Origin of the sequence: Flavobacterium hydrophilum (assembly GCF_003202405.1) — a bacterium.
GTDB classification, from domain to species: Bacteria; Bacteroidota; Bacteroidia; order Flavobacteriales; family Flavobacteriaceae; genus Flavobacterium; species Flavobacterium hydrophilum.
Window position 1 is genome coordinate 425,197 of the sequence record NZ_QJHL01000002.1, and the last position, 25,492, is coordinate 450,688.

A 25,492-nucleotide genomic window follows, 5' to 3' on the forward strand; every position below is an offset into this window, starting at 1 on the left:
CTCGTTTTTAGGACGAGATCATAAAAGATAGAGTGGAGAGCAGGACACGAGCGATAGCGAACTGACGAAGTAAATAGCTTCTAAAATTTAAATTCCAAATTCCAATCTTTGTCGAGTTTCTTATGAAGATTCCTCGTACCTCGGAATGACAAAATGCGTTTTATTTATTTACTATTTATCCTTCTTTCCCCATTTAATTTTCATCTTTCCATTATCATCTACGGCGAGTAAATGCAGGACGATTCCGCGTTGGCGAACGGCGTCGCGCTCTGCTTTGGTGGCGAGCTGGGCGTCGTCTTTGGAGTTTCGGAGCGGGACGGTGAGGGCTAAATTCGTGCCTCGACCAAAGGAATAAACGCCCTGGGCATCGAGGTTGAGAACGCTGGAACTAATGGTGAGTTGATTAACGTCGATTTGCTCGCCACGAAGTTTGAAGTTGCCGGATAAATCGCTGAAGGTGATGTTTTCGACATCGCGAAACGGAAAGGCAAATTTGCCGATTTTCATAATGGGTTCAAAGTTGAGTAAAGCACCCTGAGTGACATTGAAAGTGAGGTTTCCGTGTGAAGAATTGGTGATCAGTTCACCATTGCTGTTGATTAAACCGGTTATATTGACGTTGCTGGAGAGTTTTCCGCGGATGTTGCCGGGCGAAAATGAAGTGACTCCGAAGTTATTGAACGATTTTAAAAAACTCGCAATATCAACCTGATTGACCTGCGCGGTTGAAGTGAAATTATAGTTTTTGCCATTGGGCGAAACGGTCGAACTGAAATTGATGCTTCCGCCGGAAGTCTGCAGGGAACCATTTTTGATGACAAGCCGTGAATCAATCATCTGAATTTGTGCTTTGGTGTTGGTTGCGGTGAGTTTATTGTACGTTATTTTGTCGGCTTTGATGCTGATATCGACAATACATTTTTCAATCGCAGTCCGCAGCTGATTTGACATGGAAGGTTTTTTGGCAGTAATTTTCTTTTTTTGTGAAGAGGCCAAAACGCCCAGAAATTGCCTGATGTCGATACTCGGGCAATAAATATTCCAGTTTACGACCATTTTTTCGGGTGCGTCATAATATAAATTCAGGAAATTATCGATTCTTCCGTCGATAAAAATCGTGTTTTTTTGGTGTTTGTAGGCGATTTTTTTAATGAGCAGTGCTTCTTGTGTGAATTCGAGCTGTACGTTGATTTTTTCAGCACGAACATTTTTCGGAATAAAATGAAAAGAGGCATTTTGGATGTTTACATTGCCAATAAAACGAGGTTTGGTAATGTACAAATCGACAATATCAAACTGAAATTTCAGGTTGGCCGAGGCGTGGCCTTCGGTAAAATTAATCCATTTTTCGGTGTTTTCTTCGTTGAGGTTTTCGATGTCAAAATCAGAATTTACGATTCCGGTTGCCAATGGTTTGTCCAGATTATTGATGGATAATTGCGGAATTGTAAGTGGAATGTTTTTGTATTTTCCGGAAAGGCGTGTTAAAATCACAGCCGAATTTGCATCGTTGAAACCTGCTGTCGGCCTGAAATTATTTGTAAAAATGCCTTTGAAACCGCAATCGGTAATTGATCCGTCGGGGGTGCTGAGTTCGTTGTCATGAACTTCGGCCTGAACAACAATTCGGGGATCTCCTTCGGCATTAAAATCGCCTTTGATGTCGCAATTCACATCGATTTCTTCCTTTAGATTGAAGCGATTGAGCTTAGAACTGATGTTTGCCGAAAGTAAATTGGAAGCATTTTGCCATAAAATAGTAGTGCCGATATTGATTCCGAAAAGCGCGCTGCCTTTGGCTAAATTGAAAAAAGCAACAATGTCAAAAGCATCTTTTCCGATTTTAAGATTCTCGGTTTTGACGTCTATTTTTTCTTTTTCGGCAGAATAGGAAACGGCAAAAGTACCCTGAAGCAATTTTTGTTTGGCAAAACTTCCGTGAACGGTATTAAAAGCAAGACTTTTGATGTTGGTTCTCAGAAATACATCGGTCTGCCAATTTTCGTCATCATATTTTACTTTCGATTTTAAACTGGCAATATCAATATCAAATAATTTATGTCCGATGCGATTGTCCAATACAAAATGAACATCGTTGAGGTCAACTTGATCGATTGTGGTTCCAGATTCAGAAGTCGTTTCAGGCGTTTTTTTCTTTTTGGGTTTAAAAATATTAGCGTTCGAATAGCCGTTTTCGGCTTTATAGACATAAATCTGAGCGTCGTTGATCAGGATTTTGTGAATGTTGATTTCGTTCTGAATCAAACTCCAAATGTTTAAACGTACTTCGATTTCGTTTGCCTTCAGTAAAGTGTGTTTGTGGGTAGTCCATTGATTGTCTTTAAGTTCGACATCTTTTAGGGCGAGAGTAAAATTCGGGAAACCGGTTAGAAATTTATACTGAAAATCGCCAATATGAAATTTTCCGTTGATGTTCTCATTGATTTTAGTGTTGATTTTGGCTATGATTTCAGTTTTATTCTGATTGAAATAAAATGATAACGCTCCGGAAGCGATTACAATAAGTGTAATGCATCCTAAAATAAAGAAGCCAAGACGTTTGACGAACTTTTTAAAACGAACCGATTGTAAAAAGGTTTTGACTGAATGTAACGTCTTTTGCATCAGAAACGGTTTTGATTTATTAAAGATACGTTAAAAAAATGAGTCGATTTAAAAAATTGGTTTTCAACTGATTAAACAATAAATACTTGTAAATAAGCGCTTTACTATTCATATAATTATTGGCAATACATTTATAATCAAAACTAATTTGCGGATGACGTTTGATTGATTTAAAATTTCTAAATTTGTACTCAAGTTTAAAACTTATTAAAAAATTGTTTCCCTGAACAAAAGCCGAAGGGATAATCTTAAAATAAATTATTATGGCATTAGCAATCACAGATGCTACTTTTGATGAAGTAGTTTTGAAATCAGATAAACCGGTAATGGTAGATTTTTGGGCAGCATGGTGCGGTCCTTGTAGAATGGTTGGTCCAATCATTGACGAATTAAGCAGCGAATACGAAGGTAAAGTAGTTGTTGGAAAAGTTGATGTTGATGCAAACCAGGAATTCGCTGCAAAATATGGGGTGCGTAACATTCCAACCGTTTTGGTTTTTCATAACGGTGAAGTAGTAGGAAAACAAGTAGGAGTGGCTCCGAAACAAACCTACGCAGACAGCTTAGACGCTTTGTTGTAATCGTAAGATTATGATTTTACATAAGGAAGGTTTGACGAAAGTCAGGCCTTTTTTATTGGAATAAGTATACCTTTTAAACACATAGAAACATAGCCATTCTTTGAGAATAAAAGGCGTGTCACTTTTCCATCAAAACACATAGCTATGCGTTTTTAAAACAAATGGAATGCCTTTTAATGAGTTTACAAAATCTATGTCTCTATGTGTTTAAAATAAAATAGTAAATGTAGTTCCGAAATTAGGTTTTGAATCTACTTCGATTTTACAATTAATAGCCGTTGCCAAATCCCGAATCAGGTGCAAACCCAATCCTGATTTGATTCCGATGACTTCTGAATCATCATAAAGAGCTTTAAATTTTTCCAGACTTTCTCCCGGGCCATTGTCTGTTATTGAAAGTAAGGTTTGATTATGCTCCTGCCAGGCTTTCCAGATTATTTTTCCGTTTTTGTTTTTATCCAGTGCTTTTACAGCATTTCCTGTAAGGTTTCTGATAATCGTTTTCAGATAATTTTCATCGGTATTTAAAATAATGTTTTCGGAATTTTCAAATGAAATTTCGATATTTTCTACAGCTGAAAAATGCTTCTTTGTGTCTTCGAATATAACTTCGACTGGAATATTTTTAAAATGCGGTTTGAAATTTTCCATCTGGCCTTTGCTCCAAAGTAAAATATCTTCCATAGAGGATAGTAAATTTTCGGCTCCGGAAATTATTTTCGCCTGCATTCTCAAAGCGGTTTCTTCGTCAATGAGTTCAGGATTTTCTTTTTGAAGATGTAAAAAATGAATCAGATTTGAAATCGGGCTTCTCAAATCGTGATTTAAAATTCCAAAAAATCGTGCCTTAATTTTATTGGCTTCATCAAGTTCCTGATTCAGGAGCTGTAATTTTTGATTTGTTTTTTTACGGTTTTGGTTTTGTCTGAACAACAATAATCCAATGATTCCAACTAATAGTATTCCTGAAATTAAAAACAAGCGTTGTTCTCTGGCATCTTCAATCTGAATGTTTTTGATGGTATTTTGAGCCGAAAGGTTTTTTATTTCCTGTTTTTTAGTGTTGTTCTGATAACGCGCTTCGGCATTGGCAATACTTTGTTTAGCCGACTCGTGCATCATCTCGTCATTGTATTTGGCATAGATTTCTTTGTAATGAAAAGCTTCTTTCCAAAGTCCGAGAGCCGCGTAGCTTTGAGATAGTTTCTGATTGATGATAACAAAGAATTCCTTGTCGTAATTTAATGCATTTTTTGATGCTTCCTTAAGTGTTATAATGGCATTTTTATAATCTCCCTTTTCATATAAAACCCTGCCCATTATGGTATTCGCCTCCATAAGAATTTCTTCGTCGGTTGACTTATGTCCAAATAAAACAGCTTTTTTGGCATAATGATAAGCCTTGTTAACCTGTCCTTCATCGGCATAATATTTAGACATGCTTTGGTTTGCAAAACTTAAATTAAGAAAGAGGGAATCTTTCGCTGTGGGAAAGGTGTAGATTAATTTATAATATTTTTTAATGCTGTCCGGCTGTTTTTTGGCAACGTAACACTGTAATAAATAATTGCATGAAAAAGCACTTACGTAGGGAGATGTTTTAATGTAAGGTTTTGATTCGTTTAAATACTCAATCGCTTTATCAAATTGTTTCATTTTAACGTAAGCACTCGCAATTTGGCAATAGGAGACACCTATGTTTTCTGTATTTGGTTCATTTTTATCAAGCTGTTTTTTGTAATTGATTGCTTTTAACTGATAGCCAATAAAATTTTCATATTCAGAGGTATTCAAATAATATTCACCGAGACTACCGTAAAGAACCGCGCGTGCATAATTACTTTTCGTAGTGTCAAGCACTTTTTTAATGGTTTCAATTAATGCTTTGCCTTTTCTGTTTTCGTTTAAAGAGTAATAGATATAATTAAGCCGCATCAAAGAAGAAGTCTGATTTTCGATATGACGGACTTTTTGCGCATATTTCAGAGCATTTTCATAATTGATCAACGCTTTTTTATATTGGTTGTTACTGAATTCATAAGCAATCCCCTGATGCAGATAAAATGTACTTAAATACTTATGGTAGTTTTTTGAAAGTTCAATACCTTTTTGCGAAACGATGATAAGTTTAGAATACTCTTCTTTGTCTAAAACAGCCTGAGAATATTTAAGCCAGGCATTCAGTTTCTGTTCCTTAGTTTTATATTGTGCTAACTCAGGCTGCTGCTGTGTATAAACAGAAACAGTTAGAAAAAAAAGCAAAAACAAAAAACCGGCTTTTCTCATTTAAATCAGGTTTAAGTTGTCTTTGTAACTTCTGCCAACCGGAATGGAAACGTTATTGTTTAAAATAATTTCGGTCGAATTCATTTTCTGAATAAATTGTTTCTGAACAGCAAAACTTCTGTGGATCCGGATAAAAGACTGAAAATGACTTTCTTTTAAAAGATTTCCGATACTCGACAAAACACAATGTCTTTTTCTTTCTGTAACGACTAAGGTATAATCTTTTAAAGCTTCGAGATACAGAATCTCATGCAGTTTTACTTTGGTCTGCTCGTGGCCTTCCTTAATATAAATGGTATCTCCGCCTATGCTGGCCTCAAAGAGAGAAGCTTTGAGTTTGATTTCCATAAATTCCTCAATGCGTTTCATGGTTTGTGTAAAACGATCGAGTTTTAATGGCTTTACAATAAAATCTAAGGTTTCAATCTGAAAACTTTCGACAGCATGTTCAGGATGTGCGGTAATGAAAATACAAATGGGAATTTCGAGGGTATTTTTTCTGAATTCGATTCCGTTTAAACCCGGCATATCAATGTCCAGAAATAAAATATCTACTTTTTGTTTTTGTATAAACGGAAGTGCTTCTTCAGCAGATTCGAAAACACCTAAAATATCCAGAACCGGAAATTTTTTGACAAAAGATAGCACCGTCAGTCTGTCTATTTCATCATCATCAACGATAATACAAGAGTATTTCTTCATTATTCCAGCCTGTTTGGTGTTGTCTGTCTATTTAAAACGTTGTTTGTCTATTGGGTGTTTTTAACGAGATTTTATTGATTGAAATTTGTCCCGTAATTCAGTTGAAAGCAAAAATAAATCATTTTTTCTGACTTTGAACTTTACAAAAATAAATGTTATTGAATTAAATAAGAATCATTTGACCAATTTTAAAACTAAAATTATTATGAAAACGCTTAAAACTATTTTTGCCATTTTATCAATTGCAATATTTACTGTTTCATGCAGTAATGATGATGATAATTCACCAAAATTTCAGACAGAAAATCCGTTAGCCGCTTATTATACCCAAACCGGTTTTACAACTTCAACCAATTTTATCAATTCAGGGGATTACGAATTCGGATTGGTATTTACGCCAACAGTTAAAGGAAAAATAAAAGCGATTACCTTAAAACTTCCGGCTACAAATCCTTCTTTACGTGTTACCATTTGGGATTATACAACAAAAACAGTTTTACGTTCTGAAACCTTAAATGTCGCGACTGCTGATGTTGAGGTTAAAAAAGTAATCAGTGAACTTGACTTGGAGAAAGACAAAAAATACCTGATCTCTATGAATTCTAATGACTGGTATAAAAAGAATAAAGCCGATAATTCTGCTACTACATATCCTATTGTTGCCGGAAATATCACTTTTAATGAGTACAGATGGCTTTCGGGCACAGCGCAGACTTTTCCGACCACCATTTCATCAACGTATAATGCCGGAGATTTAAGTTTCGATTTTCAGCAGACAGAATAATTTTGGATAGTTTGAATTAGTAAGCAAAAAGGTTTGATAAAAATCAGGCCTTTTTTAATTTTAGCGTACATTTGAATAATAAGATTTCAAAAAATTAAACAACTTAAACTAATGAAGATGAAAGTAATATGTTTATTATTGACTGCCTTGTTTACCTCGGCAGTTGCTATCGCCCAGAATGATGACCTGAAAAAAATTATTCAGCAGCAAGAGTTGGATTGGAATAAAAATGATATGAAATCATTTTCGAATGCCTTTAGCGAAGATGCTGTTTTAATCAATTTTCTGGGAATGTACTGGCAAGGCAAAGAAAATATAATTACCCAGTTTTCTCATATTAACGATTGCTGCATCAAACCAACGTCCGTAAAATTTGACTGGATTGATTCTAATATTCTATCTGAAAATGCAGCGGTTGCCCATATCAAGGAAACTTTGACGGCAAAAGAAGATTATGCTGTTCCGGGAGGCGTCGTTAAAAAAGGAGCTGTCAATACTAAATTTATAACAGCAGTTTTTGAAAAGAAAAACAACATCTGGAAAATTGTGAGCATGCAGGTAACTCAGGTAAATGCTCCGCCGAGATTATAAAATGTAAACTTTGATTTAAGGAAAAGGTCTGACGCAAGTCGGACCTTTTTTGTGTTTTGGAGTCTTCGTCTATTTAAAATGGCGTTCGTCTATTAGTGGTTTTTTAAGCTGCAATAGTGCTGCATCTTTGTTCCATAATAATTCAAACCCAAAAACTATGAAAACAAGAATAAACAAACTGACGCTTTTACTTTTGGCGGTATTTGCAATTTCATGCAGTAATGATAGTGATAACGAAGCGCCAGAAGAAATCACACCGTCTTATTTATTGACAAAATTAAACAGTACTTCGGCATTCAATACTTATACGTACAATGATGCTGACAAATTAATTGAGATAGACGGCGCAGATGGCTCTTTTACATCAACTTTCAACAGTACGTTGACCTATAATGGCAGTGGTAAAATTCAGGAGGAACTTAAAATCGTTTCCGCTCTTTTTTCAACGCCATCATATAACAGAATAATTTATAATTATGACGCCCAGGGCAGACTTACAGAAAAAAAATATACGCAAAATTCTTCTGCAACTCCGGCGGTATACGATCACAAACAAAGTCTGATTTTTGAATATAACGGGAGTACGGTTACTCAAAAACTACTGATAAAAGGAAATGCATTGCCAAGTAATAAAGCTGTTTTTGAGTATGACAAAAGAGGAAATGTGTCAAAAATTACCTATTACAACAAAATAGACGCCAATACTCCTGAAGGAGTGTTTTTTTACTCTCATACTTATACGTATGATACGAAACCAAATCCGGAATCTTCTTTACCATTAGAATACAGGTTTCCAAATACGTCAAAAAATAACCCAATAAAAGTGATAGAAACGTATAACTCAGGTTCTCCAACAACTGCAGATATTGTTGTGGAATATAATGAAGGCGGCTATCCCACAAAAAAATCACAATCTGGTATAGTAAGTACTTATGAATATAAAAAATTGTAAAATTCCGATACAATTAAAAAAACTACAATTAAATTGGAGTTTTTAATCCAATGTAAAGGTCTGGCGAAAGTCAGGCCTTTTTTATAATAAAGTGAGCTTAATTATTTAAAACACATAGAAGCATAGTTCTTCTTTGATAATAAAAGGCGTTTCACTTTTGCATCAAAACAGATAGCTATGTGTTTTCAAACAAATGAAATGCCTTCTTTTTGAGCTTGCAAAATCTATGTCTCTATGTGTTTAAATATTTTTTATTTTTAACGAATCTTATATTCTCCTAAAAATGAAAATTATCTACAGCTTTCTTAGTTTTTTTGCAATGATTACAGTTGGTTTTTCTCAATCAAAACAAAAAGAAAGTGTTCTTTTAGAAAATGGCGTTTCCGAGCAGCTGGCTATTTTTCGGAAACATCAAATTTCTGATGTGAATTATGAGCTTTTATTCGAAATCCCAAATCAGAAAAGTGAAAACATCGATTCTCAATTGACTTTAAATTTGAATTTGTCTGATTTGAGTCAGCCTTTACTTTTGGATTTTAAAGAGAAAACTTCAAATATAAAATCAGTTTCAGCAAACGGAAAAAATATTGCCATTGTTCATGAAAAAGGGCATATTGTGCTTCCTGTTGGAAGTTTGGTTTCAGGGAAAAATACAATTACCATTTCCTTCATCGCCGGAAATCTATCTTTAAACCGAAACGATGATTTTCTGTACACTTTGTTAGTTCCGGATCGGGCGAGTACATTGTTTCCGTGTTTTGATCAGCCGGACATCAAAGCAACTTATAAATTGAGTCTTTCGGTTCCAAAAGACTGGAAGGTTTTGGCAGGAGCCGATGTAAAAGAGACTGTTGAAAAAGGCAATTTTACTTTGTACGCTTTTGCGGAATCAGACAAAATGAGTACCTATTTGTTTTCTTTCGTAGCAGGAAAATTCAATAGTGTTACGAAAAAACCGGGTTTAGAAATGACTTTTTTATACCGGGAAAATGATAAAGGCAAAATAGAAAGCAGCACCGATACGATTTTCAGTTTGCACCAGCAGTCGTTGGATTTTTTAGAAAAGTATACGAATTATAAATTTCCGTTTCAGAAGCTGGATTTTGCTTCAATTCCGGGTTTTCAATATGGCGGAATGGAGCATGTTGGTGCGATTCAGTACCGCGAATCGACTTTGTTTTTGGATAACAGCGCTACTGACAGCGAAAAGTTAAACCGCGCAAAATTGATTGCTCATGAAACCTCGCATATGTGGTTTGGCGATTTGGTTACAATGAAATGGTTTGATGATGTGTGGATGAAAGAAGTGTTTGCGAATTTTATGGCAGATAAAATCATGAACCCGATTTTTCCGAAAGTGAATCATAATCTGCAGTTTTTTACAGCGCATTATGGCAGCGCTTACGCGGAAGACCGCTCTTTGGGAACCCATCCGATAAAACAGCATTTAGCCAATTTAAAAGACGCCGGCTCGCTTTACGGAAGTATTATTTATAACAAAGCACCTATTATGATGCGCCAGCTGGAAGCTTCGATGGGAAAAGACGCTTTCCAAAAAGGGATTCAAAAATACATTCAAAAATATGCCAATGACAATGCCGACTGGAATAATCTCATAGAAATTCTCGATGCAGAAACGCCTTTGGATATGAAGAAATGGAGTGAAGTCTGGGTCAATAAATCCGGTAGGGCGATTTTTTCTGATAAAATAGAATTAGATAAAAACAACAAGATTAAAAACTTCGAAATTAGCCAGAAAGCAGAAGATGACTCGGCAAATATCTGGCCACAGATTTTCCAGATTGGTTTGGTTTATAAAGGTGAAATAAAAGTACTAAATGCTCAGATTCAGGATAAAAATATCCAGTTAAAAGAAGCTTTAGGACTTAAAAAACCACTTGCTGTCATTTATAATTATAATGGTTTTGGATACGGTGTTTTTCCGCTTGACGGGAATAATTTAAATTATATTTCAGGTTTAAAAGATGAGGTTGCAAGAGCATCGTCTTACAGTAATCTTTATGAAAATATGCTGGTTGGAAGTGTTGCTGTCGACGAGGCTTTTAATTGTTTTTTGAAAGGTATTAAATCGGAAGAAAATGAACTGGTGTTGCGAATTATATCAGGAAATCTAAACACGATTTATTGGAGATTTTTGACACAAAAGCAACAAGATAAAGTTCAAAAACAGGTTACGGATATTTTATACGAGCGTTTGCAGGCTAATTTATCTTCTAATGTCAAAAAGACCTTATTCGGATTATTCAGTTCAATTGCTTATTCAGATTCGGCGAAAGCCAGATTATTTCAGATTTGGAACAAAGAAGTGGTGATTTCAAATTTGAAATTAAACGAAGATGATTATACTAATATGGCGATGAATCTGGCGATTTTTAAACACGAAAAAGCCAATCAGATTTTGATAATTGCAAAAAAGGCAATGACGAATCCTGATAAAATAAAACGATTTGAATTTCTGATGCCCTCGCTTTCTCAGGACGAAAAAGTTAGAAATGCTTTTATGGAATCCTTAAAAGATGATGCCAATCGGGAGAAAGAATCGTGGGTTTCGGTTGGTTTGGCGAATATAAATCATCCGCTTCGTCAGGAAAGTGCGCAAAAATATATTTGGTTTTCATTAGATTTGACAGAAGAAATCCAGCGTACCGGAGATATTTTCTTTCCCAAAGACTGGCTTGATAATACCATTGGGAAATATTCTTCAAAATATGCTTTTGATGAAATACAGCGATTCTTAAAAGAAAACCCTAATTTTAGTCCGATTCTAAAGCGTAAATTATTCATGGCGACAGATTTGCTTTATAAAGCGCAAAATAGTAAAAAAGAAACCGAATGAAAATCGAATCAGAAATAGAGAAAGTCTCCAGTTTTCAGCACCTTGAAATGCTTGGGAATTTTCATAGTGTCTTAATTACAAGGTTTTCCAATTGTTTTTTGACCGTTTACAGTTGTGTTAACTTTACTCTCAGCATCATATCTTCCTTTTATTCGAAGATAATCCGCACTGCCTACCGGGAATTTCTCTGCAAATGTCGGAGCCTCCTGCAAACCATCCCATGCCAAATCGGAATATTCTAATAGTAGCTCTTGATTAGCAGGACGAGGAAGTGGAATATTATTTACTTAGTGTTCTGATGAAATATCAGTTATTCATTCGTAGATGTTGTTAAAGTATTATTCAATTTCAAGTTTCCTTCATTGGATCTGGAGTTTATACTTTTTAAGATTCTGCAGCTTCTTTCAGAGCCAACTTTCATTCAATTGTAAATTCTGCACTTACTTGGATATATTCTGTTTTTTTATTTTTTTTATTTACCAAAACTATTATATAACTATCTGTTAGATTCATCACTTTAACATCATTAAGTTTTTTATTGTCTTTTAATTTAAATAATCTTGAAGTATGAGCAAACTTTTTAAAGCAAATAATTTTTTTTGGTTTAGAAGTGTTTATGATTTTTTTCTGTACAAAATATATAGCTCCTTCACTTGTGTCATAATTGTCTTTTATAATGTATTTTTTAGGATTAGATTCAGACTGATATAAATACTTATCTAATTTAAAAAATAGAGTATCTTTTGTTTTTTCCTGAGCTTTTAGACTGTTTATAAAAAGGATTGAAATTATAGTAATTATAATGTGTGTTTTCATTGTAATAATTTATATGTTTTATGGACAGCCATTGTGCCATGTTGACTACCATATTTCTCATAAGTAACATTAAAATCTTGTGTTGCTGGTATCAACCTAGTCAGTGCTAATATAAATTGTATAATTATTAACTGATTCCTTTTTTGTGGCATCAGGAGCCATCGTAGAAGGTACTTGAGAGATTATATTTATATTGTAAATTGAATTTGATTTTTTAAATCTTTCAATCAACGTTTTAATATCACATACTGTAGCATTTTCAATTTTTCTAACACAGCCTTTGGATATGGGTCAAGACTATCCTTTATTCGAAGATAATCCGCACTGCCTACCGGGAATTTCTCTGCAAATATCGGAGCCTCCTGCAAACCACCCCATGCCAAATCCGTATATATTTGTAGTGGTTCCTGATTAGCAGGAACAGGCACTCCTTCCTGTTTGAAATTCTTGTAAAGCTGCTCCAATTGTTTTTACATATTTTAATTAGCTATTTGATGACGAATTTGGTTTTTATCTAAAAGCTAATAATAAACCCCCATTCTTAATTATATGTACCATCTTCAAAATTAGCAGATTTATACCATTTTCCTTTTTCTTTTTTCATAAGAACAGTTGTGTGTATTATAGGGTTAAATCCTAATTTGCTATTCCCAATATCATAACTTAAAAGAGCATTGTTTTTATTTATAATTAATGGTTTTGATAGATAAATTATAAGTTGGCTTGGCAAGTCTATGTATTTGTTGGTTCTTATTATTTGACGTAATGAATCATATTTTAAAAGATGAATACTTGAGTTATCAAAATTTTCTTTTTCCCAATAATGTTGTTTTTCATCTTCTAATTTAGATTTTATTTTTTCGATTTGAATATGATTTAATACCCAATAGTCTTTGTCTTTTTCACTTTCATATAAATAATTATATGTATATTCGTAGGAATTAATTGATTTTTGGCTTTTTAAAGCCTCTTCAATTATTGTAATTCCAAAATTACTATATGACTTATATCTTTCAGAATTTAATTCAGAATTTAAAAAATGATTGATTATTTCTCTTTCTGTTTTACTTAAGTGTTCTGATTGTTTTTGTATTATAGTGTTTGTTGAAAAACAACAAATAAAAACAAAAAGCATTCCCATAAATATTGAATTTTTCATAAAAATAAAATTAATTACATTTTTTACCTATTGGTGTTTGTGCATTTTTTCCCTCTCCAGCAGAATGTCCAGTTTGTTCAGATGAATATCGGTTAATAATTCTTTCTCTATCATCATCTGTTAAAACATCTGTATTAAAAACGGGGGCATCTGACAATCCTCCCCATGCTAAATCACTATATATTTGGTTTGGTTTGGAAGTAGAAGGAACAGCAATCCCTGTTTGATATTCTTCTAAAGAACGGGCTATGGCATCAACATAATCAGTAGCCATTTGCTGATGATGCACATCATAAGAATTAACCGATTCAGGTATGTTTTTGGTTACATAAAAATTAAATAAATAAACATAATCATTATAAATGTTAGAATTAGAAGGAGTGCCATTATGATACTCGTCAAAAAGACTCATAAAATAAGCATGTATTGTTTCATGAAGAATTGATGCTGCAATAAATAAATTTGTCTTATCAACATAGTCAGTGCTAATATAAATTGTATAATTATTAACTGATTCCTTTTTTGTGGCAGCAGGAGCCATAGTAGAAGGTACTTGAGAGATTATATTTATATTGTAAATTGAATTTGATTTTTTAAATCTTTCAATCAACATTTTAATATCACATACTGTAGCATTTTTCAATTTTTCTAATACAGCCTTTGGACATGGGTCAAGACTATCCTTTATTCTTTCTTCGATAACGCTGGCTATAGAAACACATTTTCCTAATTTTTTAATATATCCTTTACCGCAATTCTCAGTATTACTACTATTATTTGTGTTATTACTTCCACCGCCACCACCATATGTGACAAAAGAATTAGTATAATTGCCATTATATGAACTCCCGCCTCCACTAAAAGATAAATTCTCATACCCATTATTTCCGCCTGCATTACTATTACTACTGCTTTTAATAATTACCTCTCTAAGCGGCACTGGATCGCTATCTCCCCCACCGGCACAATTGCCTTCTTCATCAAAACAAGGAGGGGTAAGGTTTTTCATTTTACCTGTTGCTTTAGATTTTACTGTTATACCTCCACTCTGAACAATCTGATTATTTTTAAATTCAGCAGCTCTTATTAAACCCGTTTTTAAATCCCAGGTACTTATAAAGCCAGTAAAGTCGTTACCTTCAATTGATTGTTGCGCAACTGATGCATTTCTGTCAGGATATATTTCAAATACTAAGGCTTTGTAATTATTTGTTCCCTGATTGTATATATATAATTTTTGCTCCCAAATTTCTGACTGACTCTTTTTTAATCCAATAACAGGTACAATAATTGTCTGAGTTCCATCTTCTAAAGATACCAATTTTGCTGAGTTCCAATTGTATTCTAAATTTTGGAAGAGATAAAAATTTGGGCTTTCAGCTTCGTACTTTTTAAACTATGTTTGAGCCTGTAAAGTTTGATTCGATACAGTTTCTTCAGTGCTGCATGAACAAATAAAAAGGAGAAATAGAGTAAATGTGTAGTTTAATAACTTAAATGTATTTTTTTTCATGTTAATATCAGTAGTTTTCAATTTGCAATATAAGAATTTGTTCACTAATTAAATGTTAATTTTGTATGATAGAATATCACTTAAACCTAATTTTAGTCCGATTCTAAAGCGTAAATTATTCATGGCGACAGATTTGCTTTATAAAGCGCAAAATAGTAAAAAAGAAACCGAATGAAAATCGAATCAGAAATAGAGAAAGTCTCCAGTTTTCAGCATCTCGAAATGCTGGCAAATCAGGTTGTCGAAGGTTTTATATCCGGAATGCACAAGAGTCCGTTTCATGGATTTTCTGCCGAATTCTCGGAGCATAAAGTGTATAATGCAGGCGAAAGCACCAAACATATTGACTGGAAATTATTTGCTAAAACGGATCGTTTATATACGAAACGTTTTGAGGAAGAAACCAATATGCGCTGTCATATTATTGTTGATAATTCGTCGTCGATGCATTATCCTGAACTGAAATTGAATCAGCCTTTTTATGAAAAAAAGATTGGTTTTGCGGTTCTGGCTTCGGCGGTTTTGATGAATATTTTAAAGAAACAGCGTGATGCCGTTGGTTTAAGCGTTTTTTCGGATAATTACGAATATTATGCTCCTGAAAAAGGAAGCGATCGTCATCACAGAATGCTTTTGAACAAGCTGGAGCAATTATTAGAACAGCCAAAAATCAAAAAAAGCACAGACACGATTACGTATCTGCATCAGATTGCAGAGAAAATGCACCGTCGTTCGATGATTATTCTGTTTACGGATATGTTTCAGTCTGAAGATGACGAAAAGTTGTTTAATGCGCTGCAGCATTTAAAACACAATAAACACAAAGTCGTTTTATTTCACGTAGTCGATCATGAAACCGAGCTTAAATTTGATTTTGATAACACGCCAAGAAAGTTTATCGACTTAGAATCAGGCGAAGAAGTATCCATTTTTGCAGATAATGTAAAGCTGGAATATGAAAAAAGGGCAGAAGCCTACTTTAAAAATCTGGCTTTAACGTGTGCAAAGAACCAGATTAAGTACGTTCCGGTCAATGTAGGCGATAATTTCGAAAAAATATTGACGACATATTTGGTTGAAAAACAAAACTTTGGCTAGTAATTTTAAATTATATTCAAAATTTTTCATCAAAACGCTTGCAGAAACGAAATTCTGTACTATCTTTGCAACCGCAATAACGCAGAGGTTTGGTAGTTCAGTTGGTTAGAATACATGCCTGTCACGCATGGGGTCGCGGGTTCGAGTCCCGTCCAGACCGCAATATTGGGAGAAGCCTTTCTTAACGGAAAGGCTTTTTTGCCCAAATACGGTATCTAAGATTAGTTGTGTTGTTTGCTACGACTTTGTAACTCGTAGCTTGGTTTAGTAGTTAGACCAATGAAAAGCTTTCCACTTTTGTGGATGGCTTTTTTGATTTAAGACATTTGGCTTTTTAACCATATAAGTTATGTAAGCTCATTTAAGTTTAACCGCAAAGAGCACTAAGATTTACGAAAAAGGTTCGCAGAGTTTATAATAAACTTTGCGAACCTTTTTCTCTTTTAACCTTGTGTGCTTTGTGGTTAATTAAACGTATTTTGTAGAAAATGAGTTTCAAAAAAATGGAATTTGGAATTTTAAAATATTGGAATTTAGCTAATTAAAATTTTCTGAATTTTAATTTACAAAAACCCTTGCAGAATCAAAGTTCTATTGTATTTTTGCAGTCACAATAAGCAGTGGGTTTGGTAGTTCAGTTGGTTAGAATACATGCCTGTCACGCATGGGGTCGCGGGTTCGAGTCCCGTCCAGACCGCTTTAAAAAAGAAGCCTTTCTTAACGGAAAGGCTTTTTTGTTTTTAGTTCGATTCTTTGTTCTAAACACAATCACCTCATAAATTAATCTCGTAATACAGATAGCCATCAGATCTAATAGCTTTAAAATATTTTCTCGCAGATTTACAGATTTAATTTTTAAGATTTAGAAATAATTAATCTCCTGCATCTGCTTAATTTTTTTTTAAATCTGCGAGAAAAAAAATTGCGACTCTGCGAGATTCAAAAAAACTTCGCGTATCTCTGCGAAAAATCTCCGTGCATCTCTGTGGAAAAACCTATCTTGCGACCTTTAAAACAACAAAAAACACTATGAGCCAAAAATGTGTAATCTTTGATATGGACGGCGTGATCTGCCACACCAATCCACATCATGTAGTCGCTTTCGAAGCCTTTTTCAATAAATATCAAATTCCGTATACGCATGAAGAATTTGAAGAACATATGTACGGAAAACATAATGGATACATCATGACGCATTTCTTTAAACGTCCGGTTGCAGGAGAAGAATTAGCTAAACTCGAATTCGAAAAAGAAGCTATGTTCCGTGAAATATATAAAGACAAAGTAGAAACAATTCCGCATTATCTGAAGTTTTTAGAAGAACTGAAATCTAAAGGATTCAAAACAGCTGTTGCAACCTCTGCTCCACGTGCAAACCTTGATTTAATTATAAGTGCTTTACAAATAGAAGATAAAATGAATTCGATGATGTCCAGCGAAGACGTAAAACACCATAAACCGGATCCGGAAGTATATCTAAAATCAGCAGAGCGTGTTGGCGTTTCCCCGTCTGATTGTGTGGTTTTCGAAGATTCTTTTTCGGGAGCTTCAGCAGCTATAAATGCCGGAATGAAAGTTGTTGGTGTTTTGAGTACGCATACAAAAGAACAACTGCCTCCGTGTGATTTTTATATTAATGATTACAGTGAAGTGAATGTGGATAAGATTATTGAATTATTAAATTTCAATAAATAAATTCCAAACTTTTACGCGAGACCTTTGTGAAAGTTTAAAAACTTTTACAAAGGTTTTTCATTCCTTCAATTTCAAATACTCACGCGGCACATTTAGCATTTCCTGATAACACCAACTGTTCGGGCAATCATTATTTAATTTAGAATGTTCGGCTATTCTGATTTCTATAGTTTCCTTTCCGTTGTCAGTGCCTTTAAAAGTCTCTCCCGTCTTAAAAGTTCTGTTGCTTACACCTACGAAACCTCCAACAGTTATTTGCGTTGTGTATTCTGTAGTAAATTCAAAATCTTTTGGCGCTTTATCTTCATCCGCAGAACATCCAAGAATCCCTAAAGCCAGAATCAAAAAGTAAATCTTTTTTTTCATAACGTTCTTTTTGTTATTAGATGGATGAATATCACACTGGTTGCGTAAATGCAAGCCAAAATATTATTTACTGATGTAATCAACATGAAAGATATGGCAAAATCATTAGAGAAGGAGAACTAAAAACAGTAAAAACCAAATTTAAGATTGATTTCCGTAATTCTTTAATGTGTACAAACTGTTAGTAATGTTGAAAATCTCTTTTTATAAGAATTAATTATACGCAGTTTGTCATTTCAAGGTTAATCAATTATCCCATGTTATCTGAATACTATTTAATACTTCTCATTCAAAAAAGCAATCCATCCTTTTTCGAATTCCTGAGTAGAAATATTCAATGTTTTTTCGATGTTACCAAATGAAGCAATCAATTTTGGCAGCATATCTTTTCCCCATTTTTGGGTAATATATTCGATTATCGTGTAGCCAATATTGTAAATCTGATTGCTGTGATTTAGTTCTTCTAAAGTCAGGTTTTTGCTTTTGGCATATTTTACGCTTAGCGAATTTACTTCTCCCGCTTCAAAAATACTGATCGATTCCCAAAACCAGCGCGGATATTCGGCGGCAAACTTTTTATCAAATTCTTTGTCAAAATTAAGTCGGTCTTGTGTGATGATCGTTTCTTTTGCTTTCTCGATTAATATATTTAACTGAACGCAATGCGTAAATTCATGAACAGCAGTTTTTAGCGGATCGTCCGGAAAAACAGAATTGAACCAGTTCGTCCAGACAAAATGAAATTCATTTGGCCCACGGCTTGTGCCGTTTACATTTCCGATTAGACCAGTCGCAAGACTAAATTTTTGATGGGAACCGTAAACAAAAACTTTAACCGGTTCGTGCTTTACATCTTTTAAATTGGTTCTGATTTTCGAATAATTATGCTCAAGATTTTGGCTGATTTTTTCAGCATCACTTTTATAAATTCCGCCGTAGGAAATAACAAAATGTTCCGATTTAAGAGTTTGAATTTCCTGCTCAACCGTAAAGTTTCTTATCATTTTTGAAAAGAAGAAAACAGCAATAATTCCTAAAATTAAAACTAAGAATTTCTTTTTTTTCATGTGTTTCAATTGGATTTTAATGCGATTTAAAACAATTAAAACACTAACAATTAATATTTTATGATTTCAAAAATAAGGATATTTTAAATGATAAAGCAGAAATTTTTTTAGGTGTTGTTTTAAATTGCCTCCTGCTTTCGATGGAGGTTTTTTTATGTTTGAAAGGGAAAGGCTTTAGCCGAAAATTAATTTCCATATAAAAATAATAATTAACGTTGAACTCATATATGAGTCCAAATAAAATAAAGTTTAGATGATTTTTGCGATATTATAAAAATCTAAAATTATGAGTACAAATCATCTTTCAAAAGAAACTGAAACCAGACTTATAGATTTTTTCACAAATAGCATTAACCCCAAAGACATGGCAAAGACAATACGGCAAATAAACTACATTCTTTCTTTACAGGTAATGAAAGACTTCGAAACCATGCCTGGAAAAAACAATATTGAATATAATTTTTATTGCATGAACAGATTAGCTGAAGCTTTAGATCCTTATTTGGAGGATCAATAGAATATAGCAATCTCAAAAGTTTGTTCATTTTAACAGGCATAGTAAATCTCCAAGAGTAACTCTATTAGCAAAATAATCCCCAGCTTTGCAGAGTTTCTTACGGGGATTTTCATATGTTAAAATTTTAAATTCATTAAGTGCTAAATAAAATTAGCGCTGCACTCAAAAAAAGTAAATATAACCCAGACATGCTCTGGGTTTTTTTATTTCTAAAACTGAAATAAAAAAGATATTTTACATACATATACATTTATACTAAATGATGTATGCTAAAATTATAAAACGTACTACATTTCAAAAAGATCAATATAAATTCACTAATATCTTGAATTATTTCAAATTGCAATAGATTTCAAGAACTAATCTAAAAAAAAAAAGCTCCTGAATTATCTTCAGAAGCTTTTTTTAGTGCGGATAATAGTAGTCAAACCCTAGTATAGGAAGAATAAAAGGTATTAATATTTTTTACTTAAAGCTAACAAATACAGTGGATTTAACTCTACTTAATTAAATGGAATTCTATTGAATAAACTCAAATTAAATGATAATGGGGTATTTATTGGGGGAATATAATTTATTACTATCTTTGAAAAAAGAAACATATCATGGCAACTGGCAGTTATCGCATTAAAACGGCAAATGATCAAAATAGCATTTATTACCGGTTCAAACAGGGTGCCCAGTTTGATGTGGAAATCTCTACAGATATACAAGTGCCTGATGGAAGATGGAGTTCAACAAAACAACAAGTTTTACCGACGATAGATGTTGATTATAAAAACATCAACTTAAAATTAAAGGAACTTGATGTTTTTGTAAATAAAGAGTTCAATGATTCAAAAATTTCAGGGAAGAAGATTTTGATCACAGGTAAGTGGCTTAAAGAAAAAATGGCCTTTTATTTTAAAAATGGTTCCAAATCAAAAAAGATAAACGAACAGATATTTTTCGCGGATTTTATTAAGAAATTTATTGAAGATGCACCTAAAAGAAAGACTAAAAATAATACACCAATTAAGAGACGCACAATTCAAGATTATCAGACAACGTTAAATAAGATTGAAGATTTTGAGAAGTTTATGGGGGAGAAAGTAAATTTAGACTCGGTTGATCTCAATTTTCATAGTAATTTTATACACTATTTAGAAACTGTAGCTGCTTTAAATGATAATACCATTGGGGGATATATTAATAATGTCAAATTATTTTGCAGATCCGCAATACTTAAAAGACACGTTATATCTATGGACTTTAAGGAGAAGCAATTTTATAGTCCCTCAAATACCACACATGACATTTACCTTCAAGAAGAAGAAATAATAAAGATTTACAATACAGCCTACCCGCAGGATTATCTTGACAATGCTAGAGATTGGCTAATTATAGGCCTAAGAACAGGTTTAAGGGTTTCAGATTTACTTACTCTTACACGGAAAAGTATCAATGACGGTTTTATAGAACTGCGTAATAAAAAAACGGATTATCCTGTAATAATCCCCTTACATCGAAACGTTAGTGAAATCCTTGAAAAAAGAGATGGATCATTTCCAAGGAAGATAAGTGACACTAATTTCAACGTTTACATTAAAGAGGTTGCAAAGATTGCCGGATTAATTGAAATGACAACTGGAGGTAAGATTTCAGAAAGGACAATTGAAATAAATGGAAAAAAAGAGACCATACATCGTAAAGTTATAGGGGAATATCCAAAACATGAATTAGTATCTAGTCACATTTGCCGACGAACATTTGCGACTCTATTATATGGTAAAATTGATACATTGACTATTATGAAGATAACGGGGCATCAAACGGAAAGACAATTTCTCGCCTACGTCAAAATTACACCAAAAGAGTATGCTGAAAAGTTAAAAGCTTACTGGAAGCTAATGGGGCAATTAGAAATTTCAAATAATTAGAATAAAGTGGTGTTAATTTTTCATTACTGAATAGAAATCTAAGAAATAAGATTTGTTATCAAAAATAAGAAAGAATGAATTTATTCCGGATTAATGATTTTAACGTAATTGCCTCATTACATCGTCTTTATTATAAAACACTTTCTTACCCATTTTCTGGGCTCTCAAAATGCCACTGTTGTTCCATGCCCATAAAGTGGGATATGACACCTTTAAAAGGGCTGAGACCTCTTGTCTTGTTAAAAGTATATCTGATTCTGTTTCATCATCAATCATTACTGATTTTTGATGTTGTTTAAGACCTAGTATAACAGCATTACTAATTATTTCCTGTAATTGATCAACAGTCAGCTGTACCACCATTGTATTATTATGTTGCATTTTTAAACTATTTATAAGCTTATACTGAGAAACAGAATAAAAGTTTAGAAATTTGGTAAAGAATTTATTTAGTAGCAGTCAGTATAAGTGCTGAAAATTCATTCCACAATGAATAAATGTTTCATATACTTTCTTCTTCCATAATATGTTGAACCTTTTTTTAGCTTTAAGTAAACTTTCTACTTGTTTTTTGATATAATAAAAAATTTAAAACAGTTTATATGTACGGAAGAACTATTAGCGAGGAGATCGCTATACTAGAAAAAAATAGTATTAATATTGAAATTAAAAATATTGAAGGTTTTGTAGTTAAGAGAAATAGTATGACTGATGGAATGATGGAGTTATATGGTCGTAGTAAAAAGATAATAACGAAATGTATACGATCAGGATTGCATTACCGATTTTTTGCGTATCCAAAAGGTAGTAAATGTTGTGTTTTTACCGAGTTTCCTGTAAATTATAGACATAAATTGCCGAAAGGTGCAGCTTCAGGAGATTATGTAATAGTGACTATTTATCCATCGCCAGAAAATTTTATGGCCAGCCCACTAGCGTTCTTCTATCGTGATAAAAAAGTTGGAGCAGCAGACAAAAGTAAATGGGATGAATTTGGATATTTCGAGACAAGTAGTAGTAGATACAATCTTATTCCGATCGTTGCGGCTACCAATAAGCTATGTAGAAATAAGTTGATTAAACGAAATCCACCACCACCACCACCGCAAGAACCAAATGGTTTATTACTTACGCTATTTGGCTAAAAAGATTGAATAAAAAAGAATGATTCTTTAGTGACTCATTCTTTTTTATTTCTGATATTTCTTAAAATTTTCAGCTTGCTCAAAAATCTCTTTATAAACTTCATCTCGATCAACAACTGGCGGATAGCCGTTTTCGGCTAATAAAATGATTAGATCAACTTTCAATTCAACTTTGACATCTTCTCTTTTGGACCAGTCAGTATTATTTTGCTTTATCATCAACGACAATCTTAAATTTTGAGTTGACCTAGGATAACTGCATTGCTAATTATCGTGTCATTGAATAACATGCAATTGTACGACTGTTATTTTTCATTTGTAAACTATTTGTAAGCTGAAGTGAAAAATATGGAAATTGTTTAGAAATATGGAAATCAATTAAAGTGAAGAATTAAGAAAGACCTAAAAGGCCTAAACCTCTTATCGTTCAAATAAACGATCTATTTCAGAATTCTCATCAATTGTTCGATTGCGAGTAATTCTACCACTTGGATCATAATCATCATCCCTGCTTCCGTAATCATCAACTAAAGAACTCAATACGCTAGACGAATCAATGTCTGCATAATCGTAAAATTCTTCATAATAATTAGAAAGATCACAATTATTCAGAAAATTTAAATAATCATTTGACAATCCTTGCTGAACAAGAGATAGAGCCTCATCTGTATAACCTCTATGATAGTTAGTAATAATGTCATCTTGTTCTTTTGAAAAATCGGCATCACCTGCGGAATAAAGTTGGTTTACCCTTAATTGGACTGCTGACATAAAATCTTCGTCTTTTGACCAATCGTCTTCATTTAACTCATAATATCCAAACATCCCTAAAATACTACTTATATCATAACTTTCTTTGGCGGCTTCTATAGCTACAGTAAAATATTCTTGCCAATGTGATTTAATATAACTATTAGTAGTATTATATTCATCAATTTTGCGTAAAACAAAATTAATTTCATTATAATCGACATATTGACATGATTTAAGATCAGTTGTACTTAGAATTTGTAATAATCTTTCCTCTGTTACTATATCAGGAAAATATTGAAGAAGTATGTACAATAAAGTAATATTTCCCGACATTTTATCTCTACATGAGTCAAGTAATTTTGGTAGTAATTTGTTAAATCGGAAATAATAGTTTTTTAATAATGTTTCACTTAGTTTAATACCGGTTGTTGAATCTGATCGAAAATATGTAGTGATTTGCTTAAAATAAGCAACGGAATATAATATTCGTTTGACTTCGGTCGTATGATCTTTTAAAAAATTAATTACAAAATCTGCTACTGATGGATTAAGAAAACTGAATGTTAATCTTCCGGTATTGAGATTCTTTTCACTTTTAATAAAGCCGTCTAACAACTTTTTAAGTGACTGCTGAAAAGAATTACTATGCAAAATAAATCCATTTTCCCTTATTTCATACTCGTATCTTGCATCAAATGCCTTGTGTAATTCAGCACTTCCAATATTATACCCCCCCAAACTAAACAATGTCATTAAGAGAAATTTCTCTTCTTCATTTAATTGTTGATCGTAAGCAAAATGCCATATCTCTTGAGGATTGTCAAGACTATTAAATATAAATGTTTCTGTTTCCTTTACTGGTATTTTGTTCAGTTGATTTGTCGAGGTTATAAATTCTATCAAGCGTGGAAAATAGTTTCGGTGGTTAATTATTTTTAAATAATTCTGAGATTTAAAAAACATATCATATTGTTCTGCTATCATACCCGAATGAAACATGTGATTATAAAGTATCCTCGCCTTGTCCAATTTTGAGTACGATTTGATTTCTAACTCATATTTTGATAAATCAGCTAATCCTGAACGATTAAACTTTTCAAAACGGTACTGCGCCTGTTTTAAGATAGTTGTTCTTGTCGTCATTACAAGAAATTTATTGGTACTTGTTTGAATACGCTCTATAAAACTCAATATTTTTCCTTCGGAATTTCTTGGGTTGATAATTTCTGATAAATTAGCGCCGAAAAAATCATCAAAAAATACAACTTGTTTTACATCCGCAGATTTGCTTAAAAGATCTTCAGCGTCTTTTAGATGATCATCAACATAAATCAATTCGTATCCATCTGCTAACATGTCACATATTAAAAGATAGGATATTGTAGTTTTGCCAATGCCAGGTTCCCCAGAAATTATCAAAAAATGGTTTTCTTTTAATTTATTAACAGCAACATTAAAGTTTAGTGTGGGAACATAAAAACTTGCTTTTTTAATAATTTTCTCTTTTACAAATTCAGACCTTCCATTCACACCATTATGCAAAATCAGATTCAGTACATTCGTGCTCGTTATCCAGAGTTTATAATATTTCTTTTCAATTTCAGGATATTTTTCTATCAAATTCATTATCCGATCTCTACTGTAAATATCCTGAGAGTTTTTTACAATTGGCTTTAGTTGCAATACAACCTCGTCTACTTGCCCCAAACTTAGATCAAAAGCAGTCATCAAAATGTAGCGTTTGGGTTTTGAAGTGAGTTTATTAATACTTATTATTTCTTTTTTTATTTCAGTTTTGAGATTTGAATATGTAGACCTTCCAAAACGCTTAGCTTGAACTATAATTTCATTTTCGACATTATTTGCATAGCGAAGATCAATACCTTTATCCCTTCCGGTCTTAAAAATTTGAAATGAAATATTGAGTTCTTTTTCTAAAAGGTCTTTGCATAATTCTTCAAATTCCTTATCGTTCAGGACTTCCAGGTTATATAATGCCATGAGTTTATATTAAATAATAATTTTCATTAGTGGATGTTTACCAACAAAGCTAAATAAAAGTCGCA

At 33.0% G+C, this 25,492-nt stretch carries 23 protein-coding genes and 2 tRNA genes; 12 read left to right on the forward strand and 13 right to left on the reverse strand.

Translation table 11 applies throughout. The features are described from left to right. Nucleotides 1–171: 171 nt before the first annotated feature. Nucleotides 172–2,625 carry an AsmA family protein gene (locus tag DMB68_RS10990; protein WP_110346720.1) on the reverse strand — a complete coding sequence of 818 codons (2,454 nt, stop codon included), beginning with the start codon at nt 2,623–2,625 and terminating at the stop codon, nt 172–174. Nucleotides 2,626–2,888: 263 nt separating this feature from the next. Here DMB68_RS10990 and trxA point away from each other — a divergent pair, with 263 nt between their 5' ends. Next, a complete protein-coding gene (trxA, locus tag DMB68_RS11000; RefSeq protein ID WP_007805142.1) occupies nt 2,889–3,206 on the forward strand; it encodes a thioredoxin in 318 nt (105 codons plus the stop codon). Nucleotides 3,207–3,413: 207 nt separating this feature from the next. Here the strand turns inward: trxA and DMB68_RS11005 are convergent, their stop codons facing one another. Both DMB68_RS11005 and DMB68_RS11010 read right to left on the reverse strand, forming a co-directional pair. Continuing rightward, nucleotides 3,414–5,492 (reverse strand): tetratricopeptide repeat-containing sensor histidine kinase, encoded by a 2,079-nt coding sequence (locus tag DMB68_RS11005; protein WP_110346722.1) that lies wholly within the window; start codon nt 5,490–5,492, stop codon nt 3,414–3,416. Further along, complete coding sequence (locus tag DMB68_RS11010) at nt 5,493–6,194, reverse strand: LytR/AlgR family response regulator transcription factor (protein ID WP_231131640.1); 702 nt, start codon at nt 6,192–6,194, stop codon at nt 5,493–5,495. A 205-nt stretch (nt 6,195–6,399) separates the two neighbouring features. On the opposite strand from DMB68_RS11010, the gene DMB68_RS11015 reads away from it, so the two are divergent. The 4 genes from DMB68_RS11015 to DMB68_RS11030 all read left to right on the forward strand — a co-directional run bounded on the left by DMB68_RS11015 (nt 6,400) and on the right by DMB68_RS11030 (nt 11,378). Further along, on the forward strand, nt 6,400–6,978 hold the full coding sequence (locus DMB68_RS11015; RefSeq protein ID WP_124019417.1) for a DUF4082 domain-containing protein: 579 nt from the start codon (nt 6,400–6,402) through the stop codon (nt 6,976–6,978). Nucleotides 6,979–7,095: 117 nt separating this feature from the next. Beyond that, on the forward strand, nt 7,096–7,569 hold the full coding sequence (locus DMB68_RS11020) for an SgcJ/EcaC family oxidoreductase (protein WP_165830126.1): 474 nt from the start codon (nt 7,096–7,098) through the stop codon (nt 7,567–7,569). Between the two features lie 157 nt (nt 7,570–7,726). Then, complete coding sequence (locus tag DMB68_RS11025; RefSeq protein ID WP_110346726.1) at nt 7,727–8,521, forward strand: hypothetical protein; 795 nt, start codon at nt 7,727–7,729, stop codon at nt 8,519–8,521. 283 nt (nt 8,522–8,804) lie between these two features. Beyond that, nucleotides 8,805–11,378 carry a M1 family metallopeptidase gene (locus tag DMB68_RS11030; protein ID WP_110346727.1) on the forward strand — a complete coding sequence of 858 codons (2,574 nt, stop codon included), beginning with the start codon at nt 8,805–8,807 and terminating at the stop codon, nt 11,376–11,378. A gap of 71 nt (nt 11,379–11,449) precedes the next feature. Here DMB68_RS11030 and DMB68_RS23370 read toward each other — a convergent pair whose 3' ends face one another. The 5 genes from DMB68_RS23370 to DMB68_RS11050 form a co-directional block, all read right to left on the reverse strand. Next, nucleotides 11,450–11,605, reverse strand: coding sequence for a hypothetical protein (locus DMB68_RS23370; RefSeq protein ID WP_165830127.1), 156 nt, complete (start codon nt 11,603–11,605; stop codon nt 11,450–11,452). Nucleotides 11,606–11,795: 190 nt separating this feature from the next. Then, on the reverse strand, nt 11,796–12,194 hold the full coding sequence (locus DMB68_RS11035; RefSeq protein WP_110346728.1) for a hypothetical protein: 399 nt from the start codon (nt 12,192–12,194) through the stop codon (nt 11,796–11,798). Between the two features lie 227 nt (nt 12,195–12,421). Continuing rightward, nucleotides 12,422–12,658, reverse strand: coding sequence for a hypothetical protein (locus DMB68_RS11040; protein WP_110346729.1), 237 nt, complete (start codon nt 12,656–12,658; stop codon nt 12,422–12,424). A 77-nt stretch (nt 12,659–12,735) separates the two neighbouring features. Next, nucleotides 12,736–13,353 carry a hypothetical protein gene (locus DMB68_RS11045; RefSeq protein WP_124019418.1) on the reverse strand — a complete coding sequence of 206 codons (618 nt, stop codon included), beginning with the start codon at nt 13,351–13,353 and terminating at the stop codon, nt 12,736–12,738. A 10-nt stretch (nt 13,354–13,363) separates the two neighbouring features. Next, nucleotides 13,364–14,674, reverse strand: a complete 1,311-nt coding sequence (locus DMB68_RS11050; RefSeq protein ID WP_110346731.1) for a hypothetical protein — start codon at nt 14,672–14,674, stop codon at nt 13,364–13,366. 363 nt (nt 14,675–15,037) lie between these two features. Between DMB68_RS11050 and DMB68_RS11055 the strand changes: the two genes are divergently transcribed. From DMB68_RS11055 to DMB68_RS11070, 4 genes are all read left to right on the forward strand, one after another. Then, nucleotides 15,038–15,964, forward strand: a complete 927-nt coding sequence (locus DMB68_RS11055) for a DUF58 domain-containing protein (RefSeq protein WP_110346732.1) — start codon at nt 15,038–15,040, stop codon at nt 15,962–15,964. An 86-nt stretch (nt 15,965–16,050) separates the two neighbouring features. Further along, nucleotides 16,051–16,124: transfer RNA gene (locus DMB68_RS11060), tRNA-Asp, on the forward strand. A gap of 463 nt (nt 16,125–16,587) precedes the next feature. Next, nucleotides 16,588–16,661: transfer RNA gene (locus tag DMB68_RS11065), tRNA-Asp, on the forward strand. Nucleotides 16,662–16,993: 332 nt separating this feature from the next. Continuing rightward, a complete protein-coding gene (locus DMB68_RS11070) occupies nt 16,994–17,659 on the forward strand; it encodes an HAD family hydrolase (protein ID WP_110346733.1) in 666 nt (221 codons plus the stop codon). A 57-nt stretch (nt 17,660–17,716) separates the two neighbouring features. Here the strand turns inward: DMB68_RS11070 and DMB68_RS11075 are convergent, their stop codons facing one another. Together DMB68_RS11075 and DMB68_RS11080 are read right to left on the reverse strand one after the other, a co-directional pair. Further along, on the reverse strand, nt 17,717–18,025 hold the full coding sequence (locus DMB68_RS11075) for a hypothetical protein (RefSeq protein ID WP_110346734.1): 309 nt from the start codon (nt 18,023–18,025) through the stop codon (nt 17,717–17,719). Between the two features lie 275 nt (nt 18,026–18,300). Next, the gene (locus DMB68_RS11080; protein ID WP_110346735.1) at nt 18,301–19,092 is read right to left on the reverse strand and encodes a DUF6055 domain-containing protein; all 792 of its coding nucleotides are present in this window, start codon (nt 19,090–19,092) and stop codon (nt 18,301–18,303) included. A 286-nt stretch (nt 19,093–19,378) separates the two neighbouring features. On the opposite strand from DMB68_RS11080, the gene DMB68_RS11085 reads away from it, so the two are divergent. Together DMB68_RS11085 and DMB68_RS11090 are read left to right on the forward strand one after the other, a co-directional pair. Next, a complete protein-coding gene (locus DMB68_RS11085) occupies nt 19,379–19,609 on the forward strand; it encodes a hypothetical protein (protein ID WP_110346736.1) in 231 nt (76 codons plus the stop codon). Between the two features lie 605 nt (nt 19,610–20,214). Next, nucleotides 20,215–21,528, forward strand: a complete 1,314-nt coding sequence (locus tag DMB68_RS11090; protein ID WP_110346737.1) for a tyrosine-type recombinase/integrase — start codon at nt 20,215–20,217, stop codon at nt 21,526–21,528. Between the two features lie 99 nt (nt 21,529–21,627). On the opposite strand, the gene DMB68_RS11095 is transcribed toward DMB68_RS11090, so the two are convergent. Beyond that, nucleotides 21,628–21,909 carry a helix-turn-helix domain-containing protein gene (locus DMB68_RS11095; RefSeq protein WP_110346738.1) on the reverse strand — a complete coding sequence of 94 codons (282 nt, stop codon included), beginning with the start codon at nt 21,907–21,909 and terminating at the stop codon, nt 21,628–21,630. Nucleotides 21,910–22,130: 221 nt separating this feature from the next. On the opposite strand from DMB68_RS11095, the gene DMB68_RS11100 reads away from it, so the two are divergent. Then, entirely contained in the window at nt 22,131–22,673 is a 543-nt protein-coding gene (locus DMB68_RS11100; RefSeq protein WP_110346739.1) for a hypothetical protein, read from the forward strand. A gap of 45 nt (nt 22,674–22,718) precedes the next feature. Here the strand turns inward: DMB68_RS11100 and DMB68_RS11105 are convergent, their stop codons facing one another. Together DMB68_RS11105 and DMB68_RS11110 are read right to left on the reverse strand one after the other, a co-directional pair. Continuing rightward, a complete protein-coding gene (locus tag DMB68_RS11105; RefSeq protein ID WP_196783699.1) occupies nt 22,719–22,892 on the reverse strand; it encodes a type I restriction enzyme endonuclease domain-containing protein in 174 nt (57 codons plus the stop codon). A 201-nt stretch (nt 22,893–23,093) separates the two neighbouring features. Beyond that, the gene (locus DMB68_RS11110; protein ID WP_110346740.1) at nt 23,094–25,427 is read right to left on the reverse strand and encodes an nSTAND3 domain-containing NTPase; all 2,334 of its coding nucleotides are present in this window, start codon (nt 25,425–25,427) and stop codon (nt 23,094–23,096) included. Nucleotides 25,428–25,492 lie beyond the last annotated feature (65 nt).

Coding starts and splice junctions, on each gene's coding strand:
- DMB68_RS11025 (WP_110346726.1), top strand. CDS start 7,727: ATGAAAACAAGAATAAACAAACTGACGCTTTTACTTTTGGCGGTATTT.
- DMB68_RS11035 (WP_110346728.1), bottom strand. CDS start 12,194: ATGAAAACACACATTATAATTACTATAATTTCAATCCTTTTTATAAAC.
- DMB68_RS11005 (WP_110346722.1), bottom strand. CDS start 5,492: ATGAGAAAAGCCGGTTTTTTGTTTTTGCTTTTTTTTCTAACTGTTTCT.
- DMB68_RS11080 (WP_110346735.1), bottom strand. CDS start 19,092: ATGAAAAAAAAGAAATTCTTAGTTTTAATTTTAGGAATTATTGCTGTT.
- trxA (WP_007805142.1), top strand. CDS start 2,889: ATGGCATTAGCAATCACAGATGCTACTTTTGATGAAGTAGTTTTGAAA.
- DMB68_RS11070 (WP_110346733.1), top strand. CDS start 16,994: ATGAGCCAAAAATGTGTAATCTTTGATATGGACGGCGTGATCTGCCAC.
- DMB68_RS11010 (WP_231131640.1), bottom strand. CDS start 6,194: ATGAAGAAATACTCTTGTATTATCGTTGATGATGATGAAATAGACAGA.
- DMB68_RS11045 (WP_124019418.1), bottom strand. CDS start 13,353: ATGAAAAATTCAATATTTATGGGAATGCTTTTTGTTTTTATTTGTTGT.
- DMB68_RS11085 (WP_110346736.1), top strand. CDS start 19,379: ATGAGTACAAATCATCTTTCAAAAGAAACTGAAACCAGACTTATAGAT.
- DMB68_RS11075 (WP_110346734.1), bottom strand. CDS start 18,025: ATGAAAAAAAAGATTTACTTTTTGATTCTGGCTTTAGGGATTCTTGGA.
- DMB68_RS11100 (WP_110346739.1), top strand. CDS start 22,131: ATGTACGGAAGAACTATTAGCGAGGAGATCGCTATACTAGAAAAAAAT.
- DMB68_RS11055 (WP_110346732.1), top strand. CDS start 15,038: ATGAAAATCGAATCAGAAATAGAGAAAGTCTCCAGTTTTCAGCATCTC.
- DMB68_RS11090 (WP_110346737.1), top strand. CDS start 20,215: ATGGCAACTGGCAGTTATCGCATTAAAACGGCAAATGATCAAAATAGC.
- DMB68_RS11020 (WP_165830126.1), top strand. CDS start 7,096: ATGAAAGTAATATGTTTATTATTGACTGCCTTGTTTACCTCGGCAGTT.
- DMB68_RS10990 (WP_110346720.1), bottom strand. CDS start 2,625: ATGCAAAAGACGTTACATTCAGTCAAAACCTTTTTACAATCGGTTCGT.
- DMB68_RS11095 (WP_110346738.1), bottom strand. CDS start 21,909: ATGCAACATAATAATACAATGGTGGTACAGCTGACTGTTGATCAATTA.
- DMB68_RS11015 (WP_124019417.1), top strand. CDS start 6,400: ATGAAAACGCTTAAAACTATTTTTGCCATTTTATCAATTGCAATATTT.
- DMB68_RS11030 (WP_110346727.1), top strand. CDS start 8,805: ATGAAAATTATCTACAGCTTTCTTAGTTTTTTTGCAATGATTACAGTT.
- DMB68_RS11110 (WP_110346740.1), bottom strand. CDS start 25,427: ATGGCATTATATAACCTGGAAGTCCTGAACGATAAGGAATTTGAAGAA.
- DMB68_RS11105 (WP_196783699.1), bottom strand. CDS start 22,892: ATGATAAAGCAAAATAATACTGACTGGTCCAAAAGAGAAGATGTCAAA.